17 protein-coding genes are annotated in these 24,236 nt (G+C 62.0%); 14 read left to right on the top strand and 3 right to left on the bottom strand.

Translation table 11 applies throughout. The features are described from left to right. Positions 1 to 147: 147 nt before the first annotated feature. On the top strand, positions 148 to 1,470 hold the full coding sequence (locus CGA22_RS00125) for an NAD(P)/FAD-dependent oxidoreductase (RefSeq protein WP_041021753.1): 1,323 nt from the start codon (positions 148 to 150) through the stop codon (positions 1,468 to 1,470). Here CGA22_RS00125 and CGA22_RS00120 read toward each other — a convergent pair. After that, entirely contained in the window at positions 1,416 to 2,360 is a 945-nt protein-coding gene (locus tag CGA22_RS00120) for a LysR substrate-binding domain-containing protein (protein ID WP_223194617.1), read from the bottom strand. The genes CGA22_RS00125 and CGA22_RS00120 overlap by 55 nt on opposite strands. 104 nt (positions 2,361 to 2,464) lie before the next feature. Between CGA22_RS00120 and CGA22_RS00115 the strand changes: the two genes are divergently transcribed. The 10 genes from CGA22_RS00115 (at position 2,465) to CGA22_RS00070 (ending at position 17,865) form a co-directional block, all read left to right on the top strand. Beyond that, positions 2,465 to 2,890, top strand: a complete 426-nt coding sequence (locus CGA22_RS00115; protein WP_041021754.1) for a VOC family protein — start codon at positions 2,465 to 2,467, stop codon at positions 2,888 to 2,890. A gap of 198 nt (positions 2,891 to 3,088) precedes the next feature. After that, the gene (gene bcsQ, locus CGA22_RS00110) at positions 3,089 to 4,306 is read left to right on the top strand and encodes a cellulose biosynthesis protein BcsQ (protein ID WP_041021755.1); all 1,218 of its coding nucleotides are present in this window, start codon (positions 3,089 to 3,091) and stop codon (positions 4,304 to 4,306) included. Next, positions 4,303 to 6,525, top strand: a complete 2,223-nt coding sequence (gene bcsA, locus CGA22_RS00105; RefSeq protein ID WP_041021756.1) for a UDP-forming cellulose synthase catalytic subunit — start codon at positions 4,303 to 4,305, stop codon at positions 6,523 to 6,525. Before bcsQ ends, bcsA begins: the two co-directional genes overlap by 4 nt. After that, positions 6,522 to 8,777 (top strand): cellulose biosynthesis cyclic di-GMP-binding regulatory protein BcsB, encoded by a 2,256-nt coding sequence (gene bcsB / locus CGA22_RS00100; RefSeq protein WP_041021757.1) that lies wholly within the window; start codon positions 6,522 to 6,524, stop codon positions 8,775 to 8,777. Before bcsA ends, bcsB begins: the two co-directional genes overlap by 4 nt. 22 nt (positions 8,778 to 8,799) lie before the next feature. Next, complete coding sequence (gene bcsZ, locus CGA22_RS00095; RefSeq protein WP_041021758.1) at positions 8,800 to 10,026, top strand: cellulose synthase complex periplasmic endoglucanase BcsZ; 1,227 nt, start codon at positions 8,800 to 8,802, stop codon at positions 10,024 to 10,026. Continuing rightward, positions 10,002 to 13,922, top strand: coding sequence for a cellulose biosynthesis protein BcsC (locus tag CGA22_RS00090; RefSeq protein ID WP_041021759.1), 3,921 nt, complete (start codon positions 10,002 to 10,004; stop codon positions 13,920 to 13,922). Before bcsZ ends, CGA22_RS00090 begins: the two co-directional genes overlap by 25 nt. Before the next feature lie 15 nt (positions 13,923 to 13,937). Further along, the gene (locus CGA22_RS00085) at positions 13,938 to 14,606 is read left to right on the top strand and encodes an SGNH/GDSL hydrolase family protein (RefSeq protein ID WP_041021760.1); all 669 of its coding nucleotides are present in this window, start codon (positions 13,938 to 13,940) and stop codon (positions 14,604 to 14,606) included. Further along, a complete protein-coding gene (locus CGA22_RS00080; protein ID WP_041021761.1) occupies positions 14,603 to 15,271 on the top strand; it encodes an alginate O-acetyltransferase AlgF in 669 nt (222 codons plus the stop codon). The genes CGA22_RS00085 and CGA22_RS00080 overlap by 4 nt, the downstream gene beginning before the upstream one ends. Before the next feature lie 18 nt (positions 15,272 to 15,289). Next, positions 15,290 to 16,705 carry an MBOAT family O-acyltransferase gene (locus tag CGA22_RS00075; protein ID WP_041021762.1) on the top strand — a complete coding sequence of 472 codons (1,416 nt, stop codon included), beginning with the start codon at positions 15,290 to 15,292 and terminating at the stop codon, positions 16,703 to 16,705. Continuing rightward, on the top strand, positions 16,705 to 17,865 hold the full coding sequence (locus tag CGA22_RS00070) for an alginate O-acetyltransferase AlgX-related protein (RefSeq protein WP_041021763.1): 1,161 nt from the start codon (positions 16,705 to 16,707) through the stop codon (positions 17,863 to 17,865). The genes CGA22_RS00075 and CGA22_RS00070 overlap by 1 nt, the downstream gene beginning before the upstream one ends. A 3-nt stretch (positions 17,866 to 17,868) precedes the next feature. Here the strand turns inward: CGA22_RS00070 and CGA22_RS00065 are convergent, their stop codons facing one another. Beyond that, positions 17,869 to 19,653 (bottom strand): IlvD/Edd family dehydratase, encoded by a 1,785-nt coding sequence (locus CGA22_RS00065; protein ID WP_041021764.1) that lies wholly within the window; start codon positions 19,651 to 19,653, stop codon positions 17,869 to 17,871. Between the two features lie 48 nt (positions 19,654 to 19,701). After that, positions 19,702 to 20,883 carry a fumarylacetoacetate hydrolase family protein gene (locus CGA22_RS00060; protein WP_041021765.1) on the bottom strand — a complete coding sequence of 394 codons (1,182 nt, stop codon included), beginning with the start codon at positions 20,881 to 20,883 and terminating at the stop codon, positions 19,702 to 19,704. Between the two features lie 117 nt (positions 20,884 to 21,000). Between CGA22_RS00060 and CGA22_RS00055 the strand changes: the two genes are divergently transcribed. The 3 genes from CGA22_RS00055 to CGA22_RS00045 all read left to right on the top strand — a co-directional run bounded on the left by CGA22_RS00055 (position 21,001) and on the right by CGA22_RS00045 (position 24,223). Next, the gene (locus tag CGA22_RS00055) at positions 21,001 to 21,972 is read left to right on the top strand and encodes a LysR family transcriptional regulator (protein WP_041021766.1); all 972 of its coding nucleotides are present in this window, start codon (positions 21,001 to 21,003) and stop codon (positions 21,970 to 21,972) included. 131 nt (positions 21,973 to 22,103) lie between these two features. After that, positions 22,104 to 23,486 carry an MFS transporter gene (locus CGA22_RS00050; protein WP_188258451.1) on the top strand — a complete coding sequence of 461 codons (1,383 nt, stop codon included), beginning with the start codon at positions 22,104 to 22,106 and terminating at the stop codon, positions 23,484 to 23,486. Then, positions 23,483 to 24,223 (top strand): SDR family oxidoreductase, encoded by a 741-nt coding sequence (locus CGA22_RS00045; RefSeq protein ID WP_041020519.1) that lies wholly within the window; start codon positions 23,483 to 23,485, stop codon positions 24,221 to 24,223. Before CGA22_RS00050 ends, CGA22_RS00045 begins: the two co-directional genes overlap by 4 nt. Positions 24,224 to 24,236: the final 13 nt, after the last annotated feature.

Below are 24,236 nucleotides of genomic sequence, written 5' to 3'. Positions count from 1 at the left end.
CCCCAAAACAAGTTTTTCTGCGATTTAATGCGATGAAAACGAGACAGCTCTGCAGGCGGTGCATGGCGTAATGATCACTATCAGGTTGTTGGAAAAAACTACCTGCATTGCTCGGCTTGATAACCCCATCCAGATGAGACTCTTGGCATGTCACCCTCGATAAAACGCATCCCCAGCGATGAAAAGCTTCCTTCCCATGCCGATGTGGTGATCATTGGCGGCGGCATCATCGGCGCGACTGCCGCCTATTTCCTGGCAAGACGGGGACTCTCTGTGGCGCTGGTCGAGAAGGGCTATGTCGGCGGCGAACAGTCGAGCCGCAACTGGGGTTGGTGCCGCCAGCAGAATCGCGATGCCCGCGAGCTGCCTCTCTCTGGCATCGCCTTGCGGTTGTGGGATGAACTCACGGCGCAGATTGGCACCGATCTCGGTTTTCGCCGCTGCGGCCTCAAGTATGCGACCGACGATGCCAAGCAGCTCGCCGAATGGGAAGCGTGGCTGGCTATCGCGCGTCAATTCGACATCAAGACGCGGATACTGAGCCCCGGGGAGGCCACCTCCGCGATTCCGGCTGTCGGTCGGCAATGGCTGGGGGGCGTGCATTCCGTCGATGACGGCAAGGCAGAGCCCGCGCTCGCGGCGCCGGGGATTGCCGAGGGCGCACGTGCCCTTGGCGCGACCATCCACCAGGACTGCGCCGCCTACGGTCTGGATATCACCAATGGTGCGGTGACGGGGGTGATCACCGAAAAAGGTGTCATCCGCACCCAGGCCGTCCTCTGTGCCGCCGGCGCCTGGGCCTCGGCGTTCTGTCGGCGACACGGGTTGAGTTTTCCTCAGGCGAGCGTGCGCCAGACCGCACTGCGTACGCGCCCGGCGCCGAACCTCGGAGATGCGCTCTACACGCCGGATTTCGCGCTCACTCGCCGTCTGGATGGTAGTTATACGATCGCCATCAGCGGCAAGGCCCGGCTCGACATCACGCCCCAGGGCCTGCGTCATGGGAAGGCTTTTCTGCCGATGTTCATCAAGCGGCTGGCCGCCATGGAGTTCGGTATCGGCAAGGCCTTTATCCATGGCCCCGAAGGGTTGGCGGGCTGGGGCGCGGAAAAACCCCTGGCCTTCGAGCGCAACCGTGTACTCGACCCCGAGGCCAGGCCCGAGGCTATTGCCGAGATCCTGAAGCGGGTCCGGACGCGCTTCCCGGCCCTGGCGAACATTGAAGTGGCTGAAACCTGGGGAGGCTACGTGGACTTCACACCCGATGCCGTGCCGGTGATCTCTACCGTGGAGGGGCTGTCAGGCTTCGTTCTTGCGGCGGGCTGTTCCGGGCATGGGTTCGGCCTGGGGCCGGGGATCGGTTATCTGGCCGCTGATCTGGTCGCCAACGATACCCCTTGTGTCGATCCCAAGCCCTACCGTCTCTCGCGCTTGACCGATGGCTCGAAAATGGATGTGGGCGCGATTTGAGCATCAAGGGCGGCCTCGGAGCCGCCCTTGACCTGATCATTGATAAGCTGGGCCAGTATCCGCACCGGTTCGGTGAACGTCTGTCCAGGCCTGTGCACCAGTCCGATATCACGATGGAACGTATGCTCTCCCAGGTCGAGTGCACGTATGCCCGCTGGCCATTCCCGATGGGACACGGTCTGTGGCACGAGCGCTACACCTACGCCATTCTCGACCAGCTTGATGATGGCCTCCAGTTCATCCAGCTCACAGACTTCACGCAAGGTGAAATGCATCCGCCGCAGGAAGCGATCGACCTGCCTGCCACCGAAGGACGAACGGTCGTATCGAACGAAGGGCTGGCTGGAGAGCAGTTCCGACCAGTCTTCTCCCGGAACATCACGGGGGACGATCAGGCGATAGGGCTCCAGCGCCAAGGTGGTCCAGCGCAGATCGCTCTGGAGCGAGAAGGGCGGGCGGATGATGACCGCCATGTCGATTTCGCCGGCATCCACCAGGTTGACCAGTTCCATCGACAAGCCCGGAATGATCCGCGTCCGGCACTGTGGGCATTGTTGGTGGAACCGGGCCAGCGCGTCGGGCAGATAGGAGCGCTGGACGGACGCGATGGCGCCGATATTCACCAGGGTGCTGGCGGGCAGTCCCACGGTGGCGGAGCCGAGGTTGTCATAAAGACGAAGCAGCTCTTGAGCCTGCAGGAGTACTTGGTGGCCCATCCGGTTGAGGTGGGCCGAACGGCCTTTCCTGTCGAAAATCTCGAAACCGAGTTCGGCCTCCAGACGCTGGATCTGGGCGCTGACCGCTGCCTGGGTGAGGCCGATCCTGTTCCCGGCAGCGGCGAACGTACCTTCCCGGGCCACGGCGACAAGTGTCTTGAGTTCTTTGATCATTCACAAATATTAATTGTGATTTTGAAAAATATATATTGATTTTTCTTGATGATTTTCCGGCTTAGGCTCCACGTTCATCCACAAATATCACTCTTGGAGTGCTGATGAGCCTTTCGCCTTTCCACCTCGCAATCCCCGTTTACGACCTGGCAGCCGCACGTTCCTTTTATGGTGAAGTCTTTGGCCTGGAAGAGGGGCGTTCCAGCGCCCAGTGGGTCGACTTCAACTTCTATGGGCACCAACTGGTGATTCACGAGCATCCCAAAACGGCTTCGCAGGAAGACGTTCACAGCAATCCGGTCGACGGACACGATGTTCCCGTTCCGCATTTCGGCATCGTCCTGGGTTGGGAAGAGTGGGAGGCGCTGGCGGATCGCTTGAAGTCCTTTGGCATTGAGTTCGTGATCGAACCGTACATCCGTTTCAAAGGGCAGGTAGGGGAGCAGGCCACCATGTTTTTGTTCGACCCATGTGGTAACGCCCTTGAGTTCAAAGCTTTCAAGGATATGACCCAGCTCTTCGCCAAATAATCCGCCATTGCCGGGACGCTGATAAACCCGTGAAACAGTCGGCGCCAATAGTTTGGCGCCCACTTGTCTTGTTCTTAATTGGATCCAATAAAAACGCTTGTTGTTAACAAAATATTGACGATATCATTTGGCCACGCGAAGCCAGTCGTTTGCCGTTATACGAGCCCGAATGCTTCTTACCCTCGCAGTGAAGGGCTTATGAATCGGACAAATGATATTGACAACCTGATGAGCAGGTTCGGAGAAAGTGCGGCCAGCTATATCGAGATGGATAATTCCTTTAATTACAAGGAACTGTCCGAATCTCCGACGCTTGCCGCTCCTGTCATTCCTGCGCAAACGGAGAAATCGACAGGGGCTGTCCTGCCTGAGCCGGTCGAGATGGCGGACCCGCTGCCTGTCACAGTAGCGACGACGCTTCATCCGCTGGAGCGACGCGTCGAGCCGGTGCTGGATGAGCTGCTCCAGACCACGTCGGCCGGCGATGCGGTATCCGAACCTGTATCAGCCCCCGCCAATGCTTGTTCCTTGCGTTCACTGCTGGCTGAAGTCGCCCTTGAGCGCCAGGCAGAAGCGCGTGCGCAGAACGAGGAGGCGTTACGCCGGTCGATCCCGAACGGCCCGGCGGCGGTCATCCCGGCTCGGGTCATTGCGGTGGTATCGCCCAAAGGTGGCGTGGGCAAGAGTACGCTCTGCGCGGCGCTGGCTGGTGCGCTGGATGCCAAGGGGCGCCGGCTGGCCATCGACCTGGATCCGCAGAACGCTTTGCAATATCACCTGGGTGTCAGTCCGGATGTCGCAGGCATGGCCAGCGCAAGCCTGACCGGCGGGTGCTGGAGCGGCTTGTTGCTCGATGGCATTGGCGCAACGCGCGTCCTGCCCTTTGGCCCGGTTTCCGGGCAGGAACGTCGCGCCCTCGAGCGTTTCCTCGAGGACGACGCCCATTGGCTGGCGCGCCAGCTGGCACGCATGGATCTGACGGCCGACGATGTGGTCATTCTCGACACACCGCCTGGCCGCACCCTGTATCTGGAGCAGGTGCTCGATGTCGCTGATCAGGTGATCGTCGTCATTACACCGGACGCGGCTTCGTTCATGACGCTGGACCCGATCGATCGATTGCTCGAAGGGCGGACCCATCAGGCTTGGCGTCGTGACTGTCACTACATCGTCAACCAGTACGATGCCTCGCGCACGTTCTGCCAGGACATGCTCGAAGTGCTCAAGCGCCGCTTCGGCAAGCAGCTGATCGGTGTCCTGCCGCTCGATCACGCCATCAGCGAAGGCCTCGCCTTTGGCGTCAACCCATTACTGGAAGACGAAGACTCATCTGCGCGGCAGGAAATCCTGGCCATTGCCGATGCGCTGAAGTCGCCTGTCCGAACCTCTGCATTGGCAGGTAATCGCGCATCATGAGTCAACCCAACGAGCAGCATGAAGTTTCCGGCCGCCTGCAACGCTGGGTGCAAACCCTTGCAGACGGCTTTGACGGCCTTTCGCAAGGTGTTCGTCGCACCGTTCAGCTCAGTATCCTGCTGGTCTCGGGTTTATTGGCGCTGTTTATTATCACGGTGCCTTTCGACCTCCAGTCACAGTGCTATTTCGCCGCAGGCTGTTTTGTCGTCGCGCTGATTCTGCGCAAACAATCCGGCCGGTTCCCGGTGGTGCTGTTGATCGGTCTGTCGCTGACGGCTTCGCTGCGCTACATGTACTGGCGGATCACCTCGACCCTGGGCTTCGACGACTGGCTCGACATACTGTTCGGTTATGGTCTGCTGGCGGCGGAGCTGTACGCGTTGGTCGTACTGATTTTCGGTTACCTGCAAACCGCCTGGCCGCTGCGGCGCCAACCGGTGCTGATGAGTACGCCGCCTTCCGAATGGCCGGTGGTGGACGTGTTCATTCCAACGTACAACGAAGCGCTGGATATCGTGAAGGTGACGATCTTCGCCGCCCAGGCGATCGACTGGCCGAAAGACAAGCTGCGCGTGCACGTGCTGGACGATGGCCGTCGTGAAGACTTCCGGATCTTCTGCGACAGCATTGGCGTGAATTATCTGGCCCGTGACAACAATCGCCATGCCAAGGCCGGCAACCTCAATGAAGCACTGAAAGTCACGGAAGGCGAGTTCGTCGCGATCTTCGACGCCGACCACGTACCGACCCGTTCTTTCCTGCAGATCTGCCTGGGCTGGTTCGCCAAGGATCCAAAACTGGCGATGCTGCAGACGCCGCACTTCTTCTTTTCGCCGGATCCGTTCGAGAAAAACCTCAACACGTTCCGCTCCGTCCCGAACGAAGGCGAGCTGTTCTATGGCCTGGTCCAGGACGGCAACGACTTGTGGAACGCCACGTTCTTCTGCGGTTCCTGCGCCGTGATGCGCCGTACCGCGCTGCTGGAAGTGGGCGGCGTCGCGGTGGAAACCGTGACCGAGGATGCGCACACCGCCCTGAAGATGAACCGCGCCGGCTACAACACCGCCTACCTGGCCATTCCGCAGGCGGCAGGCCTGGCTACCGAAAGCCTTTCGCGTCACATCAGCCAGCGTATTCGCTGGGCACGGGGCATGGCGCAGATCTTCCGGACCGACAACCCGTTGATGGGCCGCGGTCTGAAACTGGGGCAGCGGCTGTGCTACCTGAACGCCATGTTGCACTTCTTCTACGGTCTGCCGCGCATGGCATTCCTGACGGCGCCACTGGCCTATCTGTTTTTCGGGGCGCAGATTTTCCACGCCTCGGCATTGATGATCACCGCTTACGTGCTGCCGCACATCTTGCACGCCAGCCTGACCAACTCACGGATCCAGGGCCGTTTCCGGCACTCGTTCTGGAACGAGGTCTACGAGACGGTACTGGCCTGGTACATCATGGGGCCGGTGCTCATGGCGCTGGTGAACCCCAAGTTCGGCGGTTTCAACGTGACCGACAAGGGCGGGATCATCGACCGCAAGTTTTTCGAGTGGAAACTCGCGCGTCCCTACATTGTGCTGTTGACCCTCAATGTCGCGGGCCTTGCCTTCGGCCTCTGGCAGCTGTTCCAGGGCGAGGAGGGCGCGATGACCACGATCCTCATCAACATGGCCTGGACGCTCTACAACGTCGTCATTACCAGTGCGTCGGTGGCGGTGGCCAGTGAAACGCGCCAGGTGCGCAGCGAGCCGCGGGTTGCCGCCGAACTGCCGGTGCGCATTGAGCTGGCGGATGGGCGCACGTTTGACGGCATCACCCAGGACTTCTCGCAGAAGGGGCTTGGTTTCCGTCTGCCGGACGGCGTTGAAATCGCCCAGGGCGAACGCATCCGCATGACGTTGTTTCGCAACCAGCAGGCCAGTGTGTTCCCCGGGACCGTGATGTTCAGTCGCGGCACTCTCCTGGGGGCTCAGTTCGACCCGCTGAGCCTGCGTCAGCAAAGCGAACTGGTGCGCCTGACTTTCTCGCGCGCCGACACCTGGGCGTCGACCTGGGGCGGTCGGCAGGTGGATACCCCCCTGGCTGCATTGCGCGACGTCGCTTTCATCGGCATGGGCGGTATCTACGAATTGCTCAAGGCAACCCTCGCCGAGCTGCAAAAATTCTTCTCTGCCCGCCGACCGTCTTCCCAACCACTCGACAACCTCATGGACAAGCAATGAACGCGAAGCATTTTTCAGGCGCGGGCCAGCGCGATAACAGGCGCTCGCTGGTTATTTTGGCTTCAACGTTGCTGGCTTTGAGTGGTGGCGCGGCTTTCGCCGATACGGCGCCAGCGGACACGGGCAATGGCTACAACCTGACCCTCAAGCAGTTGGGGCGGGCCTATCCGATGAACCTGCACGGTGTCGAAGCGACCGATAGCGTCAACTTTGACGTGCGTGCCGATCAGGTGGTGACCGGCGCGCACCTGACGCTGCAATACAGTTATTCGCCGGCGCTGCTGCCCGACCTGTCGCAGATCAACATCATGGTCAACGACGAAGTCGCGGCGAGTGTGCCGCTGCCCAAGGAAAACGCCGGCACGCTGCAGAAGCAGACGGTGGAGATTCCCCCGCAGTTGATCACCGAGTTCAATCGCCTGAGCGTGCAGTTCATCGGCCACTACACCATGACCTGTGAGGATCCTCAGCACTCGAGCCTGTGGGCCAAGGTCAGCAATGACTCTTCGCTGCAGATCCAGACCTCGCCGCTGGCCTTGCCGAACGATCTTTCGCTGATGCCCGTGCCGTTCTTCGATCGGCGCGATGCCCGCCCCCTGGATCTGCCGATCATCTTCAGCGCCGCGCCGGACAACGGCACCCTCGAGGCCGCGGGTGCGCTGTCGTCCTGGTTCGGGGCCCTGGCGAGCTATCGCGGGGCGACCTTCCGAGTCCAGCTCAATACGCTGCCCGCCCAGGGCAACGGTGTGATCGTGCTCAGCGGCGACGTGCCTGCGCAGATTGGCGGATTGTCGATTCCTGCGCCAAAGGGGCCGACCCTGAGCATCCTGACCAACCCGAACGACGCCAACGGCAAGTTGCTGGTGGTGGCGGGGCGCAACACCGAAGAACTCAAGCTGGCCGCCATCGCGCTGACGGTCGGTGGCCAGGCGCTGTCGGGCAGCACGGTGGTCATCAACAAGCTCGATACCCTCAAGCCCCGTAAGCCTTACGATGCACCGAACTGGCTACCCACCGATCGCCCGGTCAAGTTGGGCGAGCTGATCGCGAGCAAACAACTGAACGTTTCCGGGTACAACCCGGGCGACATCACCGTGCCGCTGAACTTCCCGCCGGATCTGTTCAACTGGCACCAGGATGGCGCACCGCTGAACCTGAAGTATCGCTATACGCCGCAGCCGAAATCCGTCAATTCGTCCTTCATCGTCAGCTTCAACGACGGCCTGATCAAGTCCGAGACCCTGCCTTCGGTGGAGCGTCTGGACAAGAGCCTGTTGAGCGCGATCAAGGACGAGACCCTGGTGCGTGACATGCGCGTGTTGCTGCCGCTCAATTCCGTTGCGCTGAAGTCGCGCCTGCAACTGCGCTACATGTACGACTACATCAAAGAGGGGGAATGCCGCGACATCATCATCGACAACATGCGCGGCAGCATCGACCCTGAGTCGACGCTGGACCTGACCGATTACGACCATTTCATGGCCATGCCCAACCTGGGCGTGTTCAAGGACGCCGGCTTCCCGTTCACCCGCATGGCTGACCTGTCGCAGACCGCGGTGGTGCTGCCGGACCACGCCGGCACGGGTGACGTAAGCGCTTACCTGAACGTATTGGGCCGCTTCGGTGACTCCACCGGTTACCCCGCGACCGGCGTGACGGTCATCCAGGCCGCACAGGCTCCATCCTTTGCCGACAAGGACCTGCTGGTGATGGCGTCCGGTGACAACCAACCCTTGCTGAGCCAATGGGCGGATCGTCTGCCGGCGGCCGGGACCGGTCAGCAGCAACGTTTCGAAGTGTCTGACCTGACCCTGCGCATACAGGACTGGCTCAGCTCCGATCCTGAAGCGAACCTGCGCAAAAGCCGTCTGGCCATGGCGTTCTCCGGTGACCAGCCAAACACCTATCTGACCGGCTTCGAATCGCCGCTCAAGAATGGCCGCAGTGTCGTGGTCATTGCCGGCGGGGATGCTGTCGGTCTGGCCCAGGCCACTGAGGCATTGGCCCGTACGGACCAGGGCGCAGGTTCCATTCAGGGCAGCCTGGTGGTCATCCGTGGCAAGTCCATCGAGCCGCTGGTGGCTGACGAACAGTATTTCGTCGGCAGCCTGTCGCCGGTCAAATACGTGCAGTGGCTGATGTCGCGGCATGTGGGCTGGACGCTACTGATGACCGCACTGGGTGTGCTGTTGCTGAGCGGACTGGCCTACCTGGGCCTGCGTTCCAAGGCCAGGAAACGGCTGAGTGTCTGAGCGCGACGATGAGACTTTATCGATGACGGTGCGTCACGCTCTATCCGGCGGTTGGCTGCGCGGCACTGCCTGCGCGATGCTGGCTTCCCTCGTGTCATTGACGTGCTTGCCGTCGTTCGCGTCGGAGCCGGCGTGTGCCGCCAAGGCCTGGCCCCTGTGGGAATCCTGGGCCACGCGCTACATCCAGGACGATGGCCGGATGTTGTCTTCCAGCATGGAGGCCAACCACAGCACCTCGGAGGGGCAGTCCTACGGCATGCTCTTCGCGTTGATCGGTAACGATCAGGCGCGCTTCGAGCATCTGTGGACCTGGACCCGCGCCAACATGCTCGGTTCGGATCCCTCGACCCGTCTGCCGGGCTGGCTGTGGGGGCAGGGCAAGGACGGGCGCTGGCAGCTTCAGGATGCGAACTCGGCCTCCGATGCCGACCTGTGGATCGTCTACTCGCTGCTCGAAGCCGCGCGTCTATGGCAGCGTCCCGAATACCGTGTCGATGCGCTGCGGTTGCTCAAGACCATTGAATCGAAGCTGGTCGTCACGTTGCCGGGCCTCGGCAAAATGCTGCTGCCGGGCCCAGAAGGTTTCGTTCAGCCAGACCATCTGTGGCGCCTGAATCCAAGCTATCTGCCTCGGCCGTTGCTCCTGCGCCTGGCCAAAGAGCAACCGAAGGGACCGTGGAAAGAGATTGCGGACAACACCGTCAAGCTGATCCGCAGTGCCAGCCCCAAAGGCTATGTCGCGGATTGGGTGGGCTATCGCGGGACTTCCGCGCAGTCCGGCCTGTTCGTGATCGATCCGATCAAGGGCGGATCGGGCAGTTACGATGCGATCCGCGTTTACCTGTGGGCGGGGATGACCCCCAAGACCGATCCAGCGAATCCAAAGCTTCTGGAAGCATTGGATGGTATGGCGCAAAGCACGGCGTCCAGCGGTGTCCCGCCAGAAAAAGTCCAGGTGGCTTCCGCTGCGATCGATGGCACGGGGCCGTTCGGCTATTCGGCGGCACTGGTGCCGTATTTCATCGCCAAGGGCCACCCATGGCTGGCCGAGCAACAGCAACGTCGCGCCCAGGACGGTATTGATGCGGCCTTCGCTAAAGGCAGCGACCAAGGTGCCGATCCTCTTTATTACAACGTCATGCTAAGCCTGTTCGGGTTGGGTTGGGCAGAGAAGCGTTACCAGTTCCGTGATGACGGAACGCTCACTTTGTCCTGGGAGACGTCATGCGCCCGCGCCGCTCTACGCTAGCTGTTGCAGTTTTCATTGCGCTGATTGCCTCCGGTGTCCATGCCGAAGGCACGGACATCCAGGCTCAACTGGTTGAACAGGGTCAGTACTGGCAAGCCCGTTCGAATGCGGCGCGCTCTGCCGAGATCTGGCAAAAGGTCCTGCGCCTCGATCCGAATCAGGTCGATGCCCTCTATGGCATGGGCTTGATCGGCGTCAAGCAGAACAAGCCGCAACAGGCCCAGGAATACCTGACGCGCCTGCAGGCGTTGTCACCGCAACCCTGGATGGCTCGCCAACTGGAGCAGGACATTGCGCTGGCCAGGCCGGACAACAAGGCCCGGCTGGATGAGGCCCGTCGGTTGGTCGACGCCGGTGAGCGTGACAAGGCGACCGACGTGTTTCGCCGGATGTTCAACGGGCTGACCCCGGAAGGCACGGTGGGGCGCGAGTACTACAACAACCTGGCCTTCAATGCCAACGGTTGGCCCGAGGCGCGCCAGGGCATGGAGCGTCTGCTGCGGGAAACTCCCGATGATGCGATCCTTGCGCTGTTCTATGGCAAGCAACTGATTCGTCACGAAGACACCCGCGCCGAGGGCGCTCGCGTGCTCGCCAGGCTGACCAAACGCGTGGAAATCGCCGGCGATGCCGATGAAAGCTGGCGCTTGGCGCTGGTCTGGATCGGCCCGCCGAATGCTGCCCAGGTGCCGCTGTTCGAGGAGTTCCTGAGGGCTCACCCGGATGATCAGGAAATCCGTGACCAGATGAACAAGGGTCGCCAAAAAGCGGCCACCGCCGGCGGTTCCACCTGGCAGCAGGATCCGCTGGTGGCGAGCGGGTTGCGGGCCTTGGAAAAGGGTGATCAAGCCGGCGCGGAAGCGGCCTTCCAGGCACGCCTCAAAACCCGTCCGGATGATAGCGATGCCCTGGGCGGCCTGGGTGTGGTCCGTCAGCAACAGGGGCGCTTCGCGGAAGCCGAGCAACTGCTGACCCGTGCGATCAACACCGGTGGGACCCGCTGGAAAACCGCATTGAACGGCGTTCGCTATTGGGCGCTGTTGCAACAGGGCCGCGACCTGCAGGCCAAAGGGCAGACCGCCAAGGCGACCGAGGCCGTCGCTCAGGCCATGCGCTTGAACCCCAATGGGGTCGACGCTCGTCTTACCCTGGCCGACATCCAGGCCCAGGCCGGCCAGTTCGACAGCGCAGCCGCCAACTACCGCCAGGTACTGGCGAGCCAGCCTGGCAACCCGCAGGCCATACGCGGCCTGGTCAATGTGTTGTCGCAAACCGGGCAGGCCGATGAGGCCTTGAGTCTGCTGGACAGCCTGCCTGCCGCTGAACAGGCCAAGCTCGGCAATACCGGCCAGTTGCGTGCCTTGCGTTCCACCCAGATGGCCAGTGTGGCCGAGCAGCGTGGCGATATCCGCAGTGCCCAGAATGCGCTGCTCGATGCCGTGAACAGCGATCCGGATAACGTCTGGACGCGCTTCAGCCTCGCGCGCCTGTATCTGAAAACCGGCGAATCGAAAAAGGCCCGCGATCTGATCGACGCCTTTCTCAAAAGCCACCCGGACAACGTCGATGCGCTGTACACCAGTGCCTTGCTGTCGGTGGAAATGGAGCAGTGGAAAGACGCCCAGGCCACCATCAACCGGATTCCCGTCGACCGTCGCACCGCTGACATCAACGAACTGGCGGATCGGATCACCTTGACCACGCAGATCAATCTGGCGGCGGCCATGGCCAAGCGTGGGCAGCGTCAGGAAGCCCTGGCTTTACTGGATCGCCTGCAGCCGATGGCCGGTCGCAGTCCTGGGCGCACGGCGACGTTGGCGTCGGCCTATGTCGACGCCGGGGATGTCGAGCAGGCGCTGTCGATGATGCGTTCGTTGCTGACCCAAAGCAGCGCACCGTCGGCCGATTTGATGCTGCAATACGCCTCCCTGCTGCTCAAGACGGGGGACGATGCCCAGGTCAACTCGATCCTGAACAGCTTGCAGAACCAGCCGTTAAGCGTCGCGACCCGCAAGCGTTATGACGATGTGCTGTACCTGTACCGTATCCGTCAGGCCGACCGCTTGCGCGAGGGCGGTGACCTGGCGGCGGCCTACGACACGTTGGCGCCGGCGCTGGCCCAACGGCCGGGCGATGTCGCCGCGACCTCGGCCCTGGCCAGGATGTACACCGCCAATGGCGATAACGCCAAGGCCTTCGACCTGTACAAGCCCCTGCTCAAGCGCAACCCGAATGACCCGTTGGTGCTGTTGAACGCGGCCGATGCCGCGGTGCTCGCCCACGACAACGGCTATGCGGAAAACGCCTTGGAACAGTTCATGGCGTTGCAGAACTACGATCCAGAATCGTTGACTGAAGTCGCACGCATCTACCGGGCGATGGGCAACAGCGGCAAGGCGACTGAAGTGCTGCGCAAAGCGGTAGCCATCGAGCAGAGCGAGAAGCAACGCAGCCTGGCCGCCCAGCCTGGTGCGATGAACGTGGCGGCGAATCCGTTCGCTGGCGGGGCGGGGCAGCGTCGGCAGGTCTTGCGTGGCCCGGCGTCGGCCATTCCGCCGCCGGCGGAGGCCATTCTCAACGGCGGCGTCATGCTCGCCAGTGCCGACGGCGTGCCTGCCGATGCCTATCCAGGCCAGCCACGAAGCAACAGTCAAGCGGCCTCCGTGCGGGGTACCCCGGTCGCCCAGAGCAATCCTTTCAACGCACAGCCGCAGCCCCGAACGGTACTGACTGTCGTCGACTCGACAAGCTCCGCCCAGCGCGCGCTCAACGATATTCTTCAGGAGCGCAGCGGTTACATTGCCCAAGGATTGAGCGTTCGCAGCAACAACAGCGAATCGGGCCTGAGCAAACTGACTGACGTGGAAACGCCATTCGAAGTGAATGTGCCGGCCGGTGACAACCGCGTGGCCGTGCGCATCACCCCCGTAGCGCTCACGGCCGGCAGTGTGAAGGGTGAGGCCGCCAGTCGTTTCGGCAGCGCCTCCAGCGCGACCTCCGGCATCGGTTCGCAGCGTGCCGAGGGCGTCGGCCTTGGGGTGGCGTACGAGCGTCCCGACGAGGGCATCAAGGCCGATATCGGTACCACGCCGATCGGCTTCAAATACGCGACAGCGGTAGGGGGCGTGAGCGTTGATCGTCCACTGAGCGATAACGGCAATTTCCGTTACCGCATCGCCGCTTCGCGTCGCGCGGTCACCGACAGCCTGACATCGTTTGCCGGCACCACCGACAAGCGTGACGGTGGATCGTGGGGCGGGGTGACCGCCAACGGTGTACGTGGCGAAATGAGCTACGACAACTCGCAGGTCGGTGCCTACGGTTATGGCTCCGTGCATGAACTGGTGGGCCACAATGTCGAGTCCAACACCCGGGGTGAACTCGGTGGTGGCGTCTATTGGTACCTGGACAATATGCAGGACCACTCGCTCACCGTTGGCCTCAGCGCCACGGCGCTGGGCTACGAGAACAACCAGGACTTCTTCACCTACGGGCATGGTGGCTACTTCAGTCCCCAGAGCTATTTCGCCCTGGGCGTGCCGGTGACCTGGCAGCAGCGCACCGAGCGCTTTACCTATCAGGTCAAGAGTTCGGTGGGCATCCAGCACTTCCAGCAGGACGGCGCCGATTTCTTCCCGAGCGACAGTGACCGCCAGGCAGCCAACGATTCGCGCTACTCGGGACAGAGCAAAACCGGCGTGGGCTACAGCCTGGCGGCAGCCGGTGAGTACAAGTTCGGTTCGCGCTTCTTCCTGGGTGCAACGATCGGCATGGATAACGCCAGTGACTACCAGCAATTCAATGGTGGCCTGTATGCGCGCTACATGTTCGAGGACATGACTGGCAGTCCGATGGCGCTACCGGTCAGCCCCTACCGCTCACCTTATTCGAACTGATTTCCGGAGATACCTATGCCTGCCTCTGCCCTCGCTGGCCTGACCCTTCTGGTGCTTGGCGAAAGCCATATGAGCCTTGCCGACCACCTGATGGAGCCGCTCAACGCTGATCTCTCCCGTCAGGGCGCGATCGTTCATTCCATCGGCGCCTGTGGCGCCAGCGCCGGCGACTGGTTGATCACCAAGAAAGTCGATTGTGGTGCCGAGCAAAAAGGCACCGCCAAGATCGAGATCAAAGGCCGTGACGCGACCACCACGCCCATCGCCGAGCTGATCGCCAAGGACAAGCCCGACCTGGTCGTACTGGTCATCGGCGATACCATGGCGTCCTACGACAAACCGGCGTTTCCCAAGGCCTGGGCCTGGCAGAGCGTGACCAGCCTGACCAAGGCCATCGCCGCCACCGGCACCAAATGTGCCTGGGTCGGCCCGGCATGGGGCAAGGCGGGCGGCATGTACCAGAAGAACGATGCGCGTACCCAGTTGATGTCGCAATTTCTCGCCAGCAACGTCGCGCCTTGCACCTATATCGATTCGCTGACCTTCTCCAAGCCGGGCCAATGGGTCACCACGGACGGTCAGCATTTCACCGTGGCGGGTTACAAGGCCTGGGGCACCGCAATCGGCGCTGCACTGGGCAAGCTGCCGCCTGAAGCGTTGAGCAGCAAAGGGGCGAAAAAATGACCAACGCCAAGGCCCTGAGTGCGGCTGCGCTGCTGTTGTCGAGCTTGAACGTAGTGGCGGCGGACATCCCGCTGTACCCGACCGGTCCCGCCGAAGATGCGGCGTTCATTCGCTTCGTCAACGGCAGCACCGAGCCGATGCAGGTCATTGCCCAGGAAGGCCAACCGCCGCTGAGCCTGGACGCGGCGCAGCCCGCGTCGCTGTTCTTCCCGGTCACGGCCAGCAGCGCCATCAAGGGCACCCTGGTCCGCGGCCAACAACGTCTGGCGCTGGACGTCAAAGCCGAGCCCGGCGAATTCGCGACCGTGGTCGCGCTTCCCGACGGCAAGGGGCTCAGGCAAGTGACGGTGCATGACATTCCGGACGACTTCAACGGCCTCAAGGCCTCGCTGGGCTTCTTCAACCTGGACAGCAGCTGCGTCGATGCCAGCCTGCGCCCCGCAGGTCGCACCGCCGACCTGTTCAAAGGCGTGACCGAAGGCAACCTGCAACGTCGCTCGATCAACCCGGTGAAGCTGTCCGTGCAACTGGTCTGCGCCAACGCCAATGTCGGCCCCGCGCTGGATCTGGGTGAACTGAAGGCGGGCGAGCGCTACAGCGTATTGCTGCTACCGACCGCTACCGGCCCCCGACTCTTGGCCGCCACGGACACGTTGTCCCACTGATCGGATTGCGCTGTCGCCATGGTTTTCGCCTCGCTCGAGTTCCTGACGCTGTTCCTGCCGGCCTTCCTGTTGATCTACGCCCTGGTTCCCCACGGCTGGCGCAACGGGGTGCTGCTGGCGGGCAGTTGGTTGTTCTACGGCTGGCTGAGCCCGCTGTTCCTGTCGTTGCATGTCGTACTGACCATCGTCGCCTGGGTCGGTGGCCTGCTGGTCGACCGTTCCCGCGAGGACTCCCGTGGGCGTCTGCGGCTGCTGGTCGCGTTGATCGTGTTCAACACCGCCGTGCTGTGCTGGTACAAGTACGCGAACATCCTCGCCGGCACATGGAGCGAGCTGATGACCCACTACGGCGCCATGCCGCTCGAGTGGCAGAAGGTCGCGTTGCCGGCCGGGTTGTCGTTCATCGTCTTGCAGGCGATTTCCTACCTGGTGGACGTGCATCGCCACACGGTTCCGGTGGAGCGCAGTTTCCTCAACTACGCCACCTACATTTCCATGTTCGGTCACTCGATTGCCGGCCCGATCATTCGTTATGACTGGGTCCGCCGTGAGCTGGTGCAGCGCTGGTTCAACTGGAAGAACTTTACCTTGGGTGCCCGCCGCTTCATGGTCGGCATGTGCATGAAGGTGTTGGTGGCCGACACCCTGTCGCCGTTGGTGGACGTGACCTTCCATCTGGAAAACCCCTCATTCGTCGACGCCTGGATCGGTTGCCTGGCGTACTCGCTGCAGCTGTTCTTCGACTTCGCCGGGTACAGCGCCATGGCGATCGGCCTGGGGCTGATGCTGGGGTTTCATTTCCCGGAAAACTTCAACCGGCCGTACCTGGCCAGCAGCATCCAGGATTTCTGGCGACGCTGGCACTTGTCGCTGTCCAGTTGGCTACGCGATTACCTGTACATCGGCCTGGGCGGTAACCGTCACGGTGTCTGGAAGACCTATCGCAACCTGTTCCTGACCATGGCCATTGCCGGGTTGTGGCATGGCGGTGATAGCTGGAACTACTTGCTGTGGGGTTCGGCCCATGGCGTGGCGTTGTGCGTCGACCGGGCCTGGTCGCGCTCGAACCTGCCTGCTGTCCCGCGTGTATTGGCGCATATGCTGACGCTGTTGTTCGTGTGCCTGGCGTGGACACTGTTCCGTGCCCCGGATTTCCACTCGGCCATGACCCTGTACGCCGGGCAGTTCGGTCTGCACGGGTTTGCCCTTGGCGATGCGCTGGCGGTGACGTTGCGCCCGGTGCAGGGCCTGGCGGCGGTGCTGGGCGTGGTGTGCGTGATCCTGCCGATCTGGCAGGTACGTTTTGAAAGACGAATGGCGGGCAATGCGCTGTATGCGTTGGCTGTCGCCTTTTGGCCCGTAGCCGGTTTCCTGCTGTCGTTCGCTCTGATCGCCAGCCGTGAAGCCGTGCCTTTCCTGTACTTTCAGTTCTGATGACGACGCCAAAGAAGACTCCACCCAGCGCACCGACGCCCCCCAGCGACCTGGTGACCCGAACCAGCAAAGTCTCCGGCTACACACTGATCGGCTTGCTCGGTGTCGGCTTGATTTCCTGTGGCTGGCTGCTGTTCAGCGGCAAGGTGCAAATGCTGCCGCCCAACCTGACCCGCGATGCGGCGATGCATGGCGACGTCACCCACCGTATCGCCAAGCAGCTGTCCAGCGCCTGGTTCCCGGAACAGGCCGCCAATCTGGAGCGCGGCGCCAGTTGGCTGCTGTTCCATGACACTGGGCCGCGGGTTCGTCCGGGCTGTCAGGGCTGGCTGTTCCTGACCGATGAGATGCGCATCAACCACCACGCCCGGGCCAACGCCGAGGCCAAGGCGCAGGCGGTGATCGACGTACAACGGCGCCTGAGCCAACGTGGCGTTCAATTGCTGGTGGCGGTGGTGCCGGACAAGAGCCGCATCGCTGCCGAGCAGTTATGTGGCCTGGATCGCCCGGCCGAACTGGCCCGGCGGGCGGAGGAGTGGACCGCGACACTGAACCAGGCGGGGGTATCGGCGCTGAACCTTGCACCCACATTGCAGCCGTTGGGTGCATCGGCTTACCTGCGTACCGACACACACTGGAGCGAGACCGGCGCCAATGCGGCGGCCCGGGCGATTGCGCAACAGGTCCAGGGGATGGGTATTCACCCCACGCCACAAAAAACCTTTGCTACCCACACCAACCCGGCGGCCCTGCGTGCAGGTGACCTCGTACACCTGGCCGGCATCGATTGGCTGCCGCTGAGTTGGCAACCCACCCCGGAAACCGTCGCGGCCACGCAAGTCAGCGAGCAGCAGCAAGCCGTTCAGGACGGAGGCGACAACCTCGATGATCTGTTCGGCGATGAAGGCCTGCCCAACGTCGCGTTGATCGGCACCTCGTTCTCGCGCAATTCCAACTTCGTGGGTTTCCTCGAGCTGGCGCTGGGAGCCCCGGTTGGCAGTTTCGCCAAGGACGGTGGCGAATTCTCCGGTGGCGCCAACCAGTACTTCAGCAACCCGGCTTTTCGGGATACGCCCCCCAAGTTGCTGATCTGGGAGATCCCCGAGCGTGATCTGCAGACGCCGTATGAGGCCATCGGGATGTTGAGCGGGAAGGAGTGAGCCTCAATGCGAATGCCGCGGCTCACCGCTACGGGCAATCACCCGCAGATGCAACGTGGCGGGTTCCAGGCAGCCTCCGGTGGAAAGTTGCCCCACCAGTTGCCGGTAGAGTTCTTGCCAGGGTGTCTGTGAGGGAGGGATCTGCGGTACCCATTCCCGTCGGCGCCGCTCCATCTCCGCCTCGTCGATCAACAGATTGACGGTTCGGGTGTTCAAGTCCACTTTCAGGCGATCGTTGGTCTTGAGCAACGCCAGGCCACCGCCTACGGCGGCTTCCGGGGACATGTTGAGAATCGATGGACTCGCGGAGGTGCCGCTCTGGCGTCCGTCGCCCAGGCACGGCAGCGAGTCGATGCCGCGTTTGATCAGGGCCGCCGGCGGAGCCATGTTCACCACTTCGGCACTGCCGGGATAGCCGACGGTGCCGACGCCGCGAACGACGAGGATACAGCGCTCGTCGATGTCCAGCGCCGGATCGTCGATGCGCGCGTGATAGTCCTCCGGGCCTTCGAACACGATGGCCCGGGCTTCGAAACTGTTCTCGGCGCCGGGTTCGGACAGGTAGGTCTTGCGGAAGGCCTCGCCCACCACCGACATCTTCATGATCGCGCTGTCGAAGAAGTTGCCACTGAGCACGATGAACCCGGCGCGATGCTTGAGTGGCGTGTCGAAGGGATGGATGACGTCGACGTCGTTGGTCCGGCTGTTGCCCACGATTTCGCCAATGGTTCGGCCGCTGACCGTGGCGCAGTCTGTGTGCAAGCGCCCGGCTTTTTGCAGCTCATGCATGACCGAGGGCACGCCTCCAGCCCGGTGGAAGCCTTCACCCAGGTACTTGCCCGCCGGCATGCAATTGACCAGCAGCGGTACGTCTTCGCCAATCCGCTGCCAATCATCCAGGCTCAATTCGACACCCATGTGTCGGGCAATGGCTATCAGGTGCGGTGGGCAGTTGCTTGAAGCGCCCAATGCCGAAGCGACGGCGATGGCATTTTCGAAGGCCTGGCGGGTCATGATCTGCGAGGGACGAATGTCTTGTCGGACCAACTCGCAGATGCGCTTGCCAGTGGCATAGGCCATTTGTCCGCGCTCGCGGTAGGGCGCCGGAATGCTCGCGCAGCCCGGCAGCGACATGCCCAGGGCTTCGGCCAGTGCATTCATCGACAGGGCAGTGCCCATGGTGTTGCAGTGGCCCACCGAAGGCGACGCCGCAGTGGTCATTTCCATGAAGCCTTCATAGTCGATTTCGCCGGCGGCCATCAGGTTGCGCGCATGCCAGAGTACGGTGCCTGACCCGATCAGGTCGCCCTTGTAGTGACCGTCGAGCATCGGCCCGCCGGACAGGACGATGGCCGGCAGGTCGGTGGTTGCGGCCGCCATCAGGCAGGCCGGGGTCGTCTTGTCGCAACCCGTGGTGAGCACCACGCCGTCCAAGGGATAACCGTGGAGGATTTCCACCAGCCCCAGATAGGCCAGGTTGCGGTCCAGTGCTGCGGTGGGCCGACGCGACTGTTCGGCAATCGGATGCACCGGGAACTCCATGGGAATGCCGCCTGCATCGCGAATACCGGCCTTGACCCGTTGCGCCAGCTCCAGATGGTGGCGGTTGCAGGGCGTCAGGTCGCTGCCGGTCTGGGCGATGCCGATGATCGGGCGTCCCGATTGCAGCTCTTCGCGGGTCATCCCGTAATTCATGTAGCGCTCGACGTACAAGGCCGTCATGTCCGCGTGGGCGGGGTCGTTGAACCACTGTTCGCTGCGCAGGCGGCGTTTGGGCGTGTCACTCATGATGCTTGTCTCTCTTATAGTTGGATGAATCGACAAACCGCACCGGCGTCAGCGTGCGAGCAATCCTCGAGCGGCGAGATTGCGCAACAGGGCGCTCAAGCCGAACGTCCAGGGTGCCGCTTCACAGCTGAGGGTTACACGGTTGTGCAGGCTGCCGAGCAATGGGCTGCTGATCCGGACCCGGTCACCCGGTTTATGGGTGAAGCCACTGCCGACGGCGTCTCGGTCTTCGGTCGGGGCAAACAGGGTACCCAGGAACAGCAGGAACCCGTCCGGGTATTGGTGATTGGCGTTGAGTGTCTGGGCCGCCAGGTCCAACGGATCCCGGCTGATCTGGCGCATGGAACTCGATCCCCGCATCCGATAACCGTCCTCGCCCTGGACGTCCAGGTCGACCACGCAGGTGCGTACATCGTCCAGGCTGAAGTGCTCATCGAACAGGCGAATGAAAGGGCCGATGGCACAGGAGGCATTGTTGTCCTTGGCCTTGCTCAGCAGCAACGCGCTGCGTCCCTCGAAGTCTCGCAGGTTGACATCGTTGCCCAAGGTGGCGCCATGGACCTGGCCACGGCTGTTCACCGCCAGCACCACCTCGGGCTCAGGATTGTTCCACTGGGAGCCGGGGTGGATACCGATGTGACTGCCGCTGCCCACGGCGGCGAGTACCGGCGCCTTGGTGAAGATTTCCGCGTCCGGGCCGATGCCGACTTCCAGGTATTGCGACCACATGCCTTGCTCGATCAGCAGCGCTTTCAGGCGCATGGCCTGTTCGGAGCCCGGTACCACCGAGCGCAGGTTGTCGCCGATCACACTGCGCACGGTGGCTCGCACGGCATCGGCTTTTACCGGATCACCACCGGCCTGTTCCTCGATCACCCGCTCGATCATGCTGGCGGCGAAGGTCACGCCGGCGGCCTTGATCACTTGCAGATCCAGCGGTGGCAACAACCAAGGCCTGGAAAGATCGGCCTCAGGCCCCGTGTTGGCGAGCAGGGCTTCGACGCTGGCGATGAAGATACCCGGCGTTTGCCTCACCGCGGCCAATGGCGATTCCGTTTCCAGCAGGTCGCTCAAGGTCGCAAAATGCTCCGACAGATCGAACACACCATCGTTGCGCAACACAATCGGCGAGGGCCCGGCGATCCGCCCGGGCACCCAGGCGCGGCCAATCAGCGTTCCGGCCAGGCCGTCGGACGGCAATGTATTCTCGGGCGTAAGCAGTAGCGACATGGCAGTTCTTCCTGGTTCGTGATTGCTTTCACGCTAGGGTGGGCGGACGATAAACTCCAATGAGATATATTCAGTAATCGATAACGAACGGTTATTGCAGGCTCGAGGAAATCGCCCATGTCAGATGTATCCTTTTCCAGCTTCTGCGGCTGGCTGAAATTCCGTCATCTGCTGCTGATCGATACCTTGGGCCGCACTTGCAACATGCACCTGGCGGCCCAGCAGATGAACCTCAGCCAGCCGGCCGTCAGCAAGATGCTCAAGGAAATCGAGAGCCTGCTCGGCTTTGCCTTGTTCGAGCGGCGACCGCGCAGCATGCCGCCCACGGCGTTGGGCGAACATGTGCTGCGGTATGCGCAGATCGCCTTGAATGACGCGCGTTCGTTCGTTGAGCAGATCAGCAGCCTGCGCGAGGGGGGCCATGGTTACCTCAAGGTCGGCGGGATTTTTGCCGCGACGGCGGTAGCCCTGCCCGAGGCGATTTTGCAGATCAAGCAGCGATGGCCGTTGCTATCGATCGAGGTCGTGGAGCAGACCAGTAACCATCTGATGGAGATGCTCGAAGAGAAGAAGCTCGATCTGGCGGTGGCTCGTTTCACCGATCAAAGCCAGCAGCAGCGTTATGACTTCCAGCCCCTGGCTCCAGAACCGTTCTGCATTGTGGTCAATAGCCACCATCCCCTGGCCGGTGCCGGGCCGACCTCCCTGCAGCAATTGGTGGATCTGCCCTGGATTCTCTACCCGGTCGGCACGCCCATTCGCGCGCGTATGGAGCTGGCTTTCGCCGAGGCCGGGGTAGGCATGCCACGCAACACCATCGACACCATTTCCATGCAGACCTTCCTCCAGGTGCTGCAGCGTGGTCCGATGATCGGGATGCTGCCCAATGCCATGGTCGATCCATTGCTCGAGAGCGGCCAACTGAAAACCCTCGACACCCCGCTGCACCTGGTGCCCCAGGACTACGGCATTCTCACGCGCAGAGGCGAACCGTTGATGGGCGCGGCGCTGGAGTTCGCGGAAATCCTCAAGGACCACGCTCGCCTGAGCAGTGATCATGTTGTTGGAACACTGGGAAACGACGACTGATCCGATAACGGATCGTTATCGATTAATCAGAAAATGCCATTGGGAAAGAATCGTTTCACGGTCGTAGAGTGAGCCCCAGCTCCCATCCGATAAAAACAATCAGGCATGTCCACGTGCCCAGGGGTTATCACATGCAAACCGTCTCCGAGCATTTACTTGCCCAGGCGCAAACCGGTGAACTCGATTTCGAAGACCGGACCTACCGCAAAGTCATCTGGCGCATCCTTCCCGTCCTGCTCCTGTGCTACATGGCGGCTTATCTTGACCGGGTGAACATTGGTTTCGCCAAGCTCGACATGCTCAACGAACTGCAATTCAGCAACACCGTGTATGCCTTGGGCGCCAGTATGTTTTTCTGGGGCTATTTCATCTTCGAAGTGCCCAGCAACCTGCTGTTGCATCGCTTCGGTGCGCGGTTCTGGATTGCCCGGATCATGCTCAGTTGGGCGGTGATCTCCATGGCCGTGGCCTACACGGTACCGCTGGCGGGCTTCTTTCATATCGAATCGAGCACGATGTTCTACGTGCTGCGCTTTCTGTTGGGTGTCTGCGAAGCGGGCTTTTTTCCCGGCGTGATCCTGTACCTCAACTACTGGTTCCCGACCCATCGGCAAAGCCGGGTGATGTCCGGCTTCCTGTTGGCGTTGCCGGTCAGCCTGACGTTGGGCGGGATACTCTCAGGTTGGCTGATGAACAGCATGCAAGGGGTGAGGGGGCTGTCCGGTTGGCAATGGATGCTGCTGATCGAAGGCATTCCCTCGATCATCATGGCGTTCGTGGTGATTGTCTGCCTGGCCGATAACATCGATAAGGCGAAATGGCTTTCCGATGCGGAGAAAAACCTGCTCAAGGCTAATCTGCAGACGGACAACCAGGGCAAGGCCAGCCGTTTGAGCGAGGTGTTCCTCAACCCTCGGGTGTGGTTGCTGGTGCTGATTCTGTTGACCTTCAACACAGGTTTCTATGGCCTGGCGTTCTGGATGCCCTCGATCATCAAGAGCACCGGGATCACCAACAGCTTGCACATTGGCTTGCTGACCGCGATTCCTTACGCGGTGGCCGTCGTGGCAATGTTGCTCAACGCGCGGCACTCCAACCGCACCGGCGAGCGGCGCCTGCACGCCGCCATTCCAGCCTTCATCGGCGGCGTCGGCCTGATCCTCAGCGCTTTCTTCGCCAACAACCTGGTGTTGTCCGTACTGTTCCTCAGCGTTGCCGCTTCGGGAATCCTCAGCCTGATGCCGATTTTCTGGACCCTGCCAGGGACGCTGTTGTCGGGCGTCGCGGCAGCCGCTGGCATCGGCATGATCAATGCCATCGGCAACCTGTCGGGTTTCACCGGCTCGATGATCACCGCAGTAGCGGAAACCCTCACGGGCAACATCAATAACGGCACCTATGTACTGGCCCTGTGTCTGTTGGTCAGCGGTGGACTGATCCTGGCCATCCCCGCCTCGATGCTCGCCCGAACCCCCAAGGCCGCCGTCACGTCAGCAAAACTGGAGGTCGCTTGAATCTGCTCAATAAGCGCGTATTGGTCACGGCCGCGGGGCAGGGCATCGGCCTGGCCAGCGCCATCGCCTTCGCCCGGGCCGGTGCCGAGGTGTTCGCCAGTGATATCGATATTGGTGCGTTGGCGGGCATCGAAGGGGTTACAGCCATGACCCTGGACGTGACGTCTGCCGAGGCCATCGACACGGCTTGCGAACGAATCGGTGGGCTGGACGTGCTGTTCAACTGTGCCGGTTACGTGCACAGCGGCAATCTCCTGGAATGCGACGAATCGGCCTGGGCGCGCTCGATGGACCTCAATGTCACGGCGATGTATCGGACCATCCGTGCGTTCCTGCCGGGCATGCTGGCCCGTGGCGGCGGTTCGATCATCAACATGTCGTCGGTGGCGTCGAGTATCAAGGGCGTGCCGAACCGTTTCGCCTATGCGACCAGCAAGGCCGCGGTGATAGGCCTGACGAAGGCCGTCGCCATTGACTTTGTCGGTCAGGGCATTCGCTGCAACGCGATCTGTCCGGGGACGGTGGACTCGCCCTCGTTGCGCCAGCGCATTGCCGCCCAGGCCCGGCAACAGGGCGTCGATGAATCACAGATCTATCATCAGTTCCTTGAGCGCCAGCCCATGGGCCGAATTGGCAGCACCGAGGAAATCGCGCAGTTGGCTGTGTACCTGGGCAGCGATGCGTCGACCTACACCACCGGCGCTGTGCATGTCATCGACGGCGGCATGAGCCTCTGAGTCGTCTTTACGT

Origin of the sequence: Pseudomonas sp. PSB18 (assembly GCF_014596565.1) — a bacterium.
Classification (GTDB): Bacteria; Pseudomonadota; Gammaproteobacteria; order Pseudomonadales; family Pseudomonadaceae; genus Aquipseudomonas.
The sequence above is the reverse complement of the archived record's forward strand: the minus strand, read 5'-3'. Positions and strand labels throughout refer to the sequence as shown.

Coding starts and splice junctions, on each gene's coding strand:
- CGA22_RS00125 (WP_041021753.1), top strand. CDS start 148: ATGTCACCCTCGATAAAACGCATCCCCAGCGATGAAAAGCTTCCTTCC.
- CGA22_RS00120 (WP_223194617.1), bottom strand. CDS start 2,360: ATGATCAAAGAACTCAAGACACTTGTCGCCGTGGCCCGGGAAGGTACG.
- CGA22_RS00115 (WP_041021754.1), top strand. CDS start 2,465: ATGAGCCTTTCGCCTTTCCACCTCGCAATCCCCGTTTACGACCTGGCA.
- bcsQ (WP_041021755.1), top strand. CDS start 3,089: ATGAATCGGACAAATGATATTGACAACCTGATGAGCAGGTTCGGAGAA.
- bcsA (WP_041021756.1), top strand. CDS start 4,303: ATGAGTCAACCCAACGAGCAGCATGAAGTTTCCGGCCGCCTGCAACGC.
- bcsB (WP_041021757.1), top strand. CDS start 6,522: ATGAACGCGAAGCATTTTTCAGGCGCGGGCCAGCGCGATAACAGGCGC.
- bcsZ (WP_041021758.1), top strand. CDS start 8,800: ATGACGGTGCGTCACGCTCTATCCGGCGGTTGGCTGCGCGGCACTGCC.
- CGA22_RS00090 (WP_041021759.1), top strand. CDS start 10,002: ATGCGCCCGCGCCGCTCTACGCTAGCTGTTGCAGTTTTCATTGCGCTG.
- CGA22_RS00085 (WP_041021760.1), top strand. CDS start 13,938: ATGCCTGCCTCTGCCCTCGCTGGCCTGACCCTTCTGGTGCTTGGCGAA.
- CGA22_RS00080 (WP_041021761.1), top strand. CDS start 14,603: ATGACCAACGCCAAGGCCCTGAGTGCGGCTGCGCTGCTGTTGTCGAGC.
- CGA22_RS00075 (WP_041021762.1), top strand. CDS start 15,290: ATGGTTTTCGCCTCGCTCGAGTTCCTGACGCTGTTCCTGCCGGCCTTC.
- CGA22_RS00070 (WP_041021763.1), top strand. CDS start 16,705: ATGACGACGCCAAAGAAGACTCCACCCAGCGCACCGACGCCCCCCAGC.
- CGA22_RS00065 (WP_041021764.1), bottom strand. CDS start 19,653: ATGAGTGACACGCCCAAACGCCGCCTGCGCAGCGAACAGTGGTTCAAC.
- CGA22_RS00060 (WP_041021765.1), bottom strand. CDS start 20,883: ATGTCGCTACTGCTTACGCCCGAGAATACATTGCCGTCCGACGGCCTG.
- CGA22_RS00055 (WP_041021766.1), top strand. CDS start 21,001: ATGTCAGATGTATCCTTTTCCAGCTTCTGCGGCTGGCTGAAATTCCGT.
- CGA22_RS00050 (WP_188258451.1), top strand. CDS start 22,104: ATGCAAACCGTCTCCGAGCATTTACTTGCCCAGGCGCAAACCGGTGAA.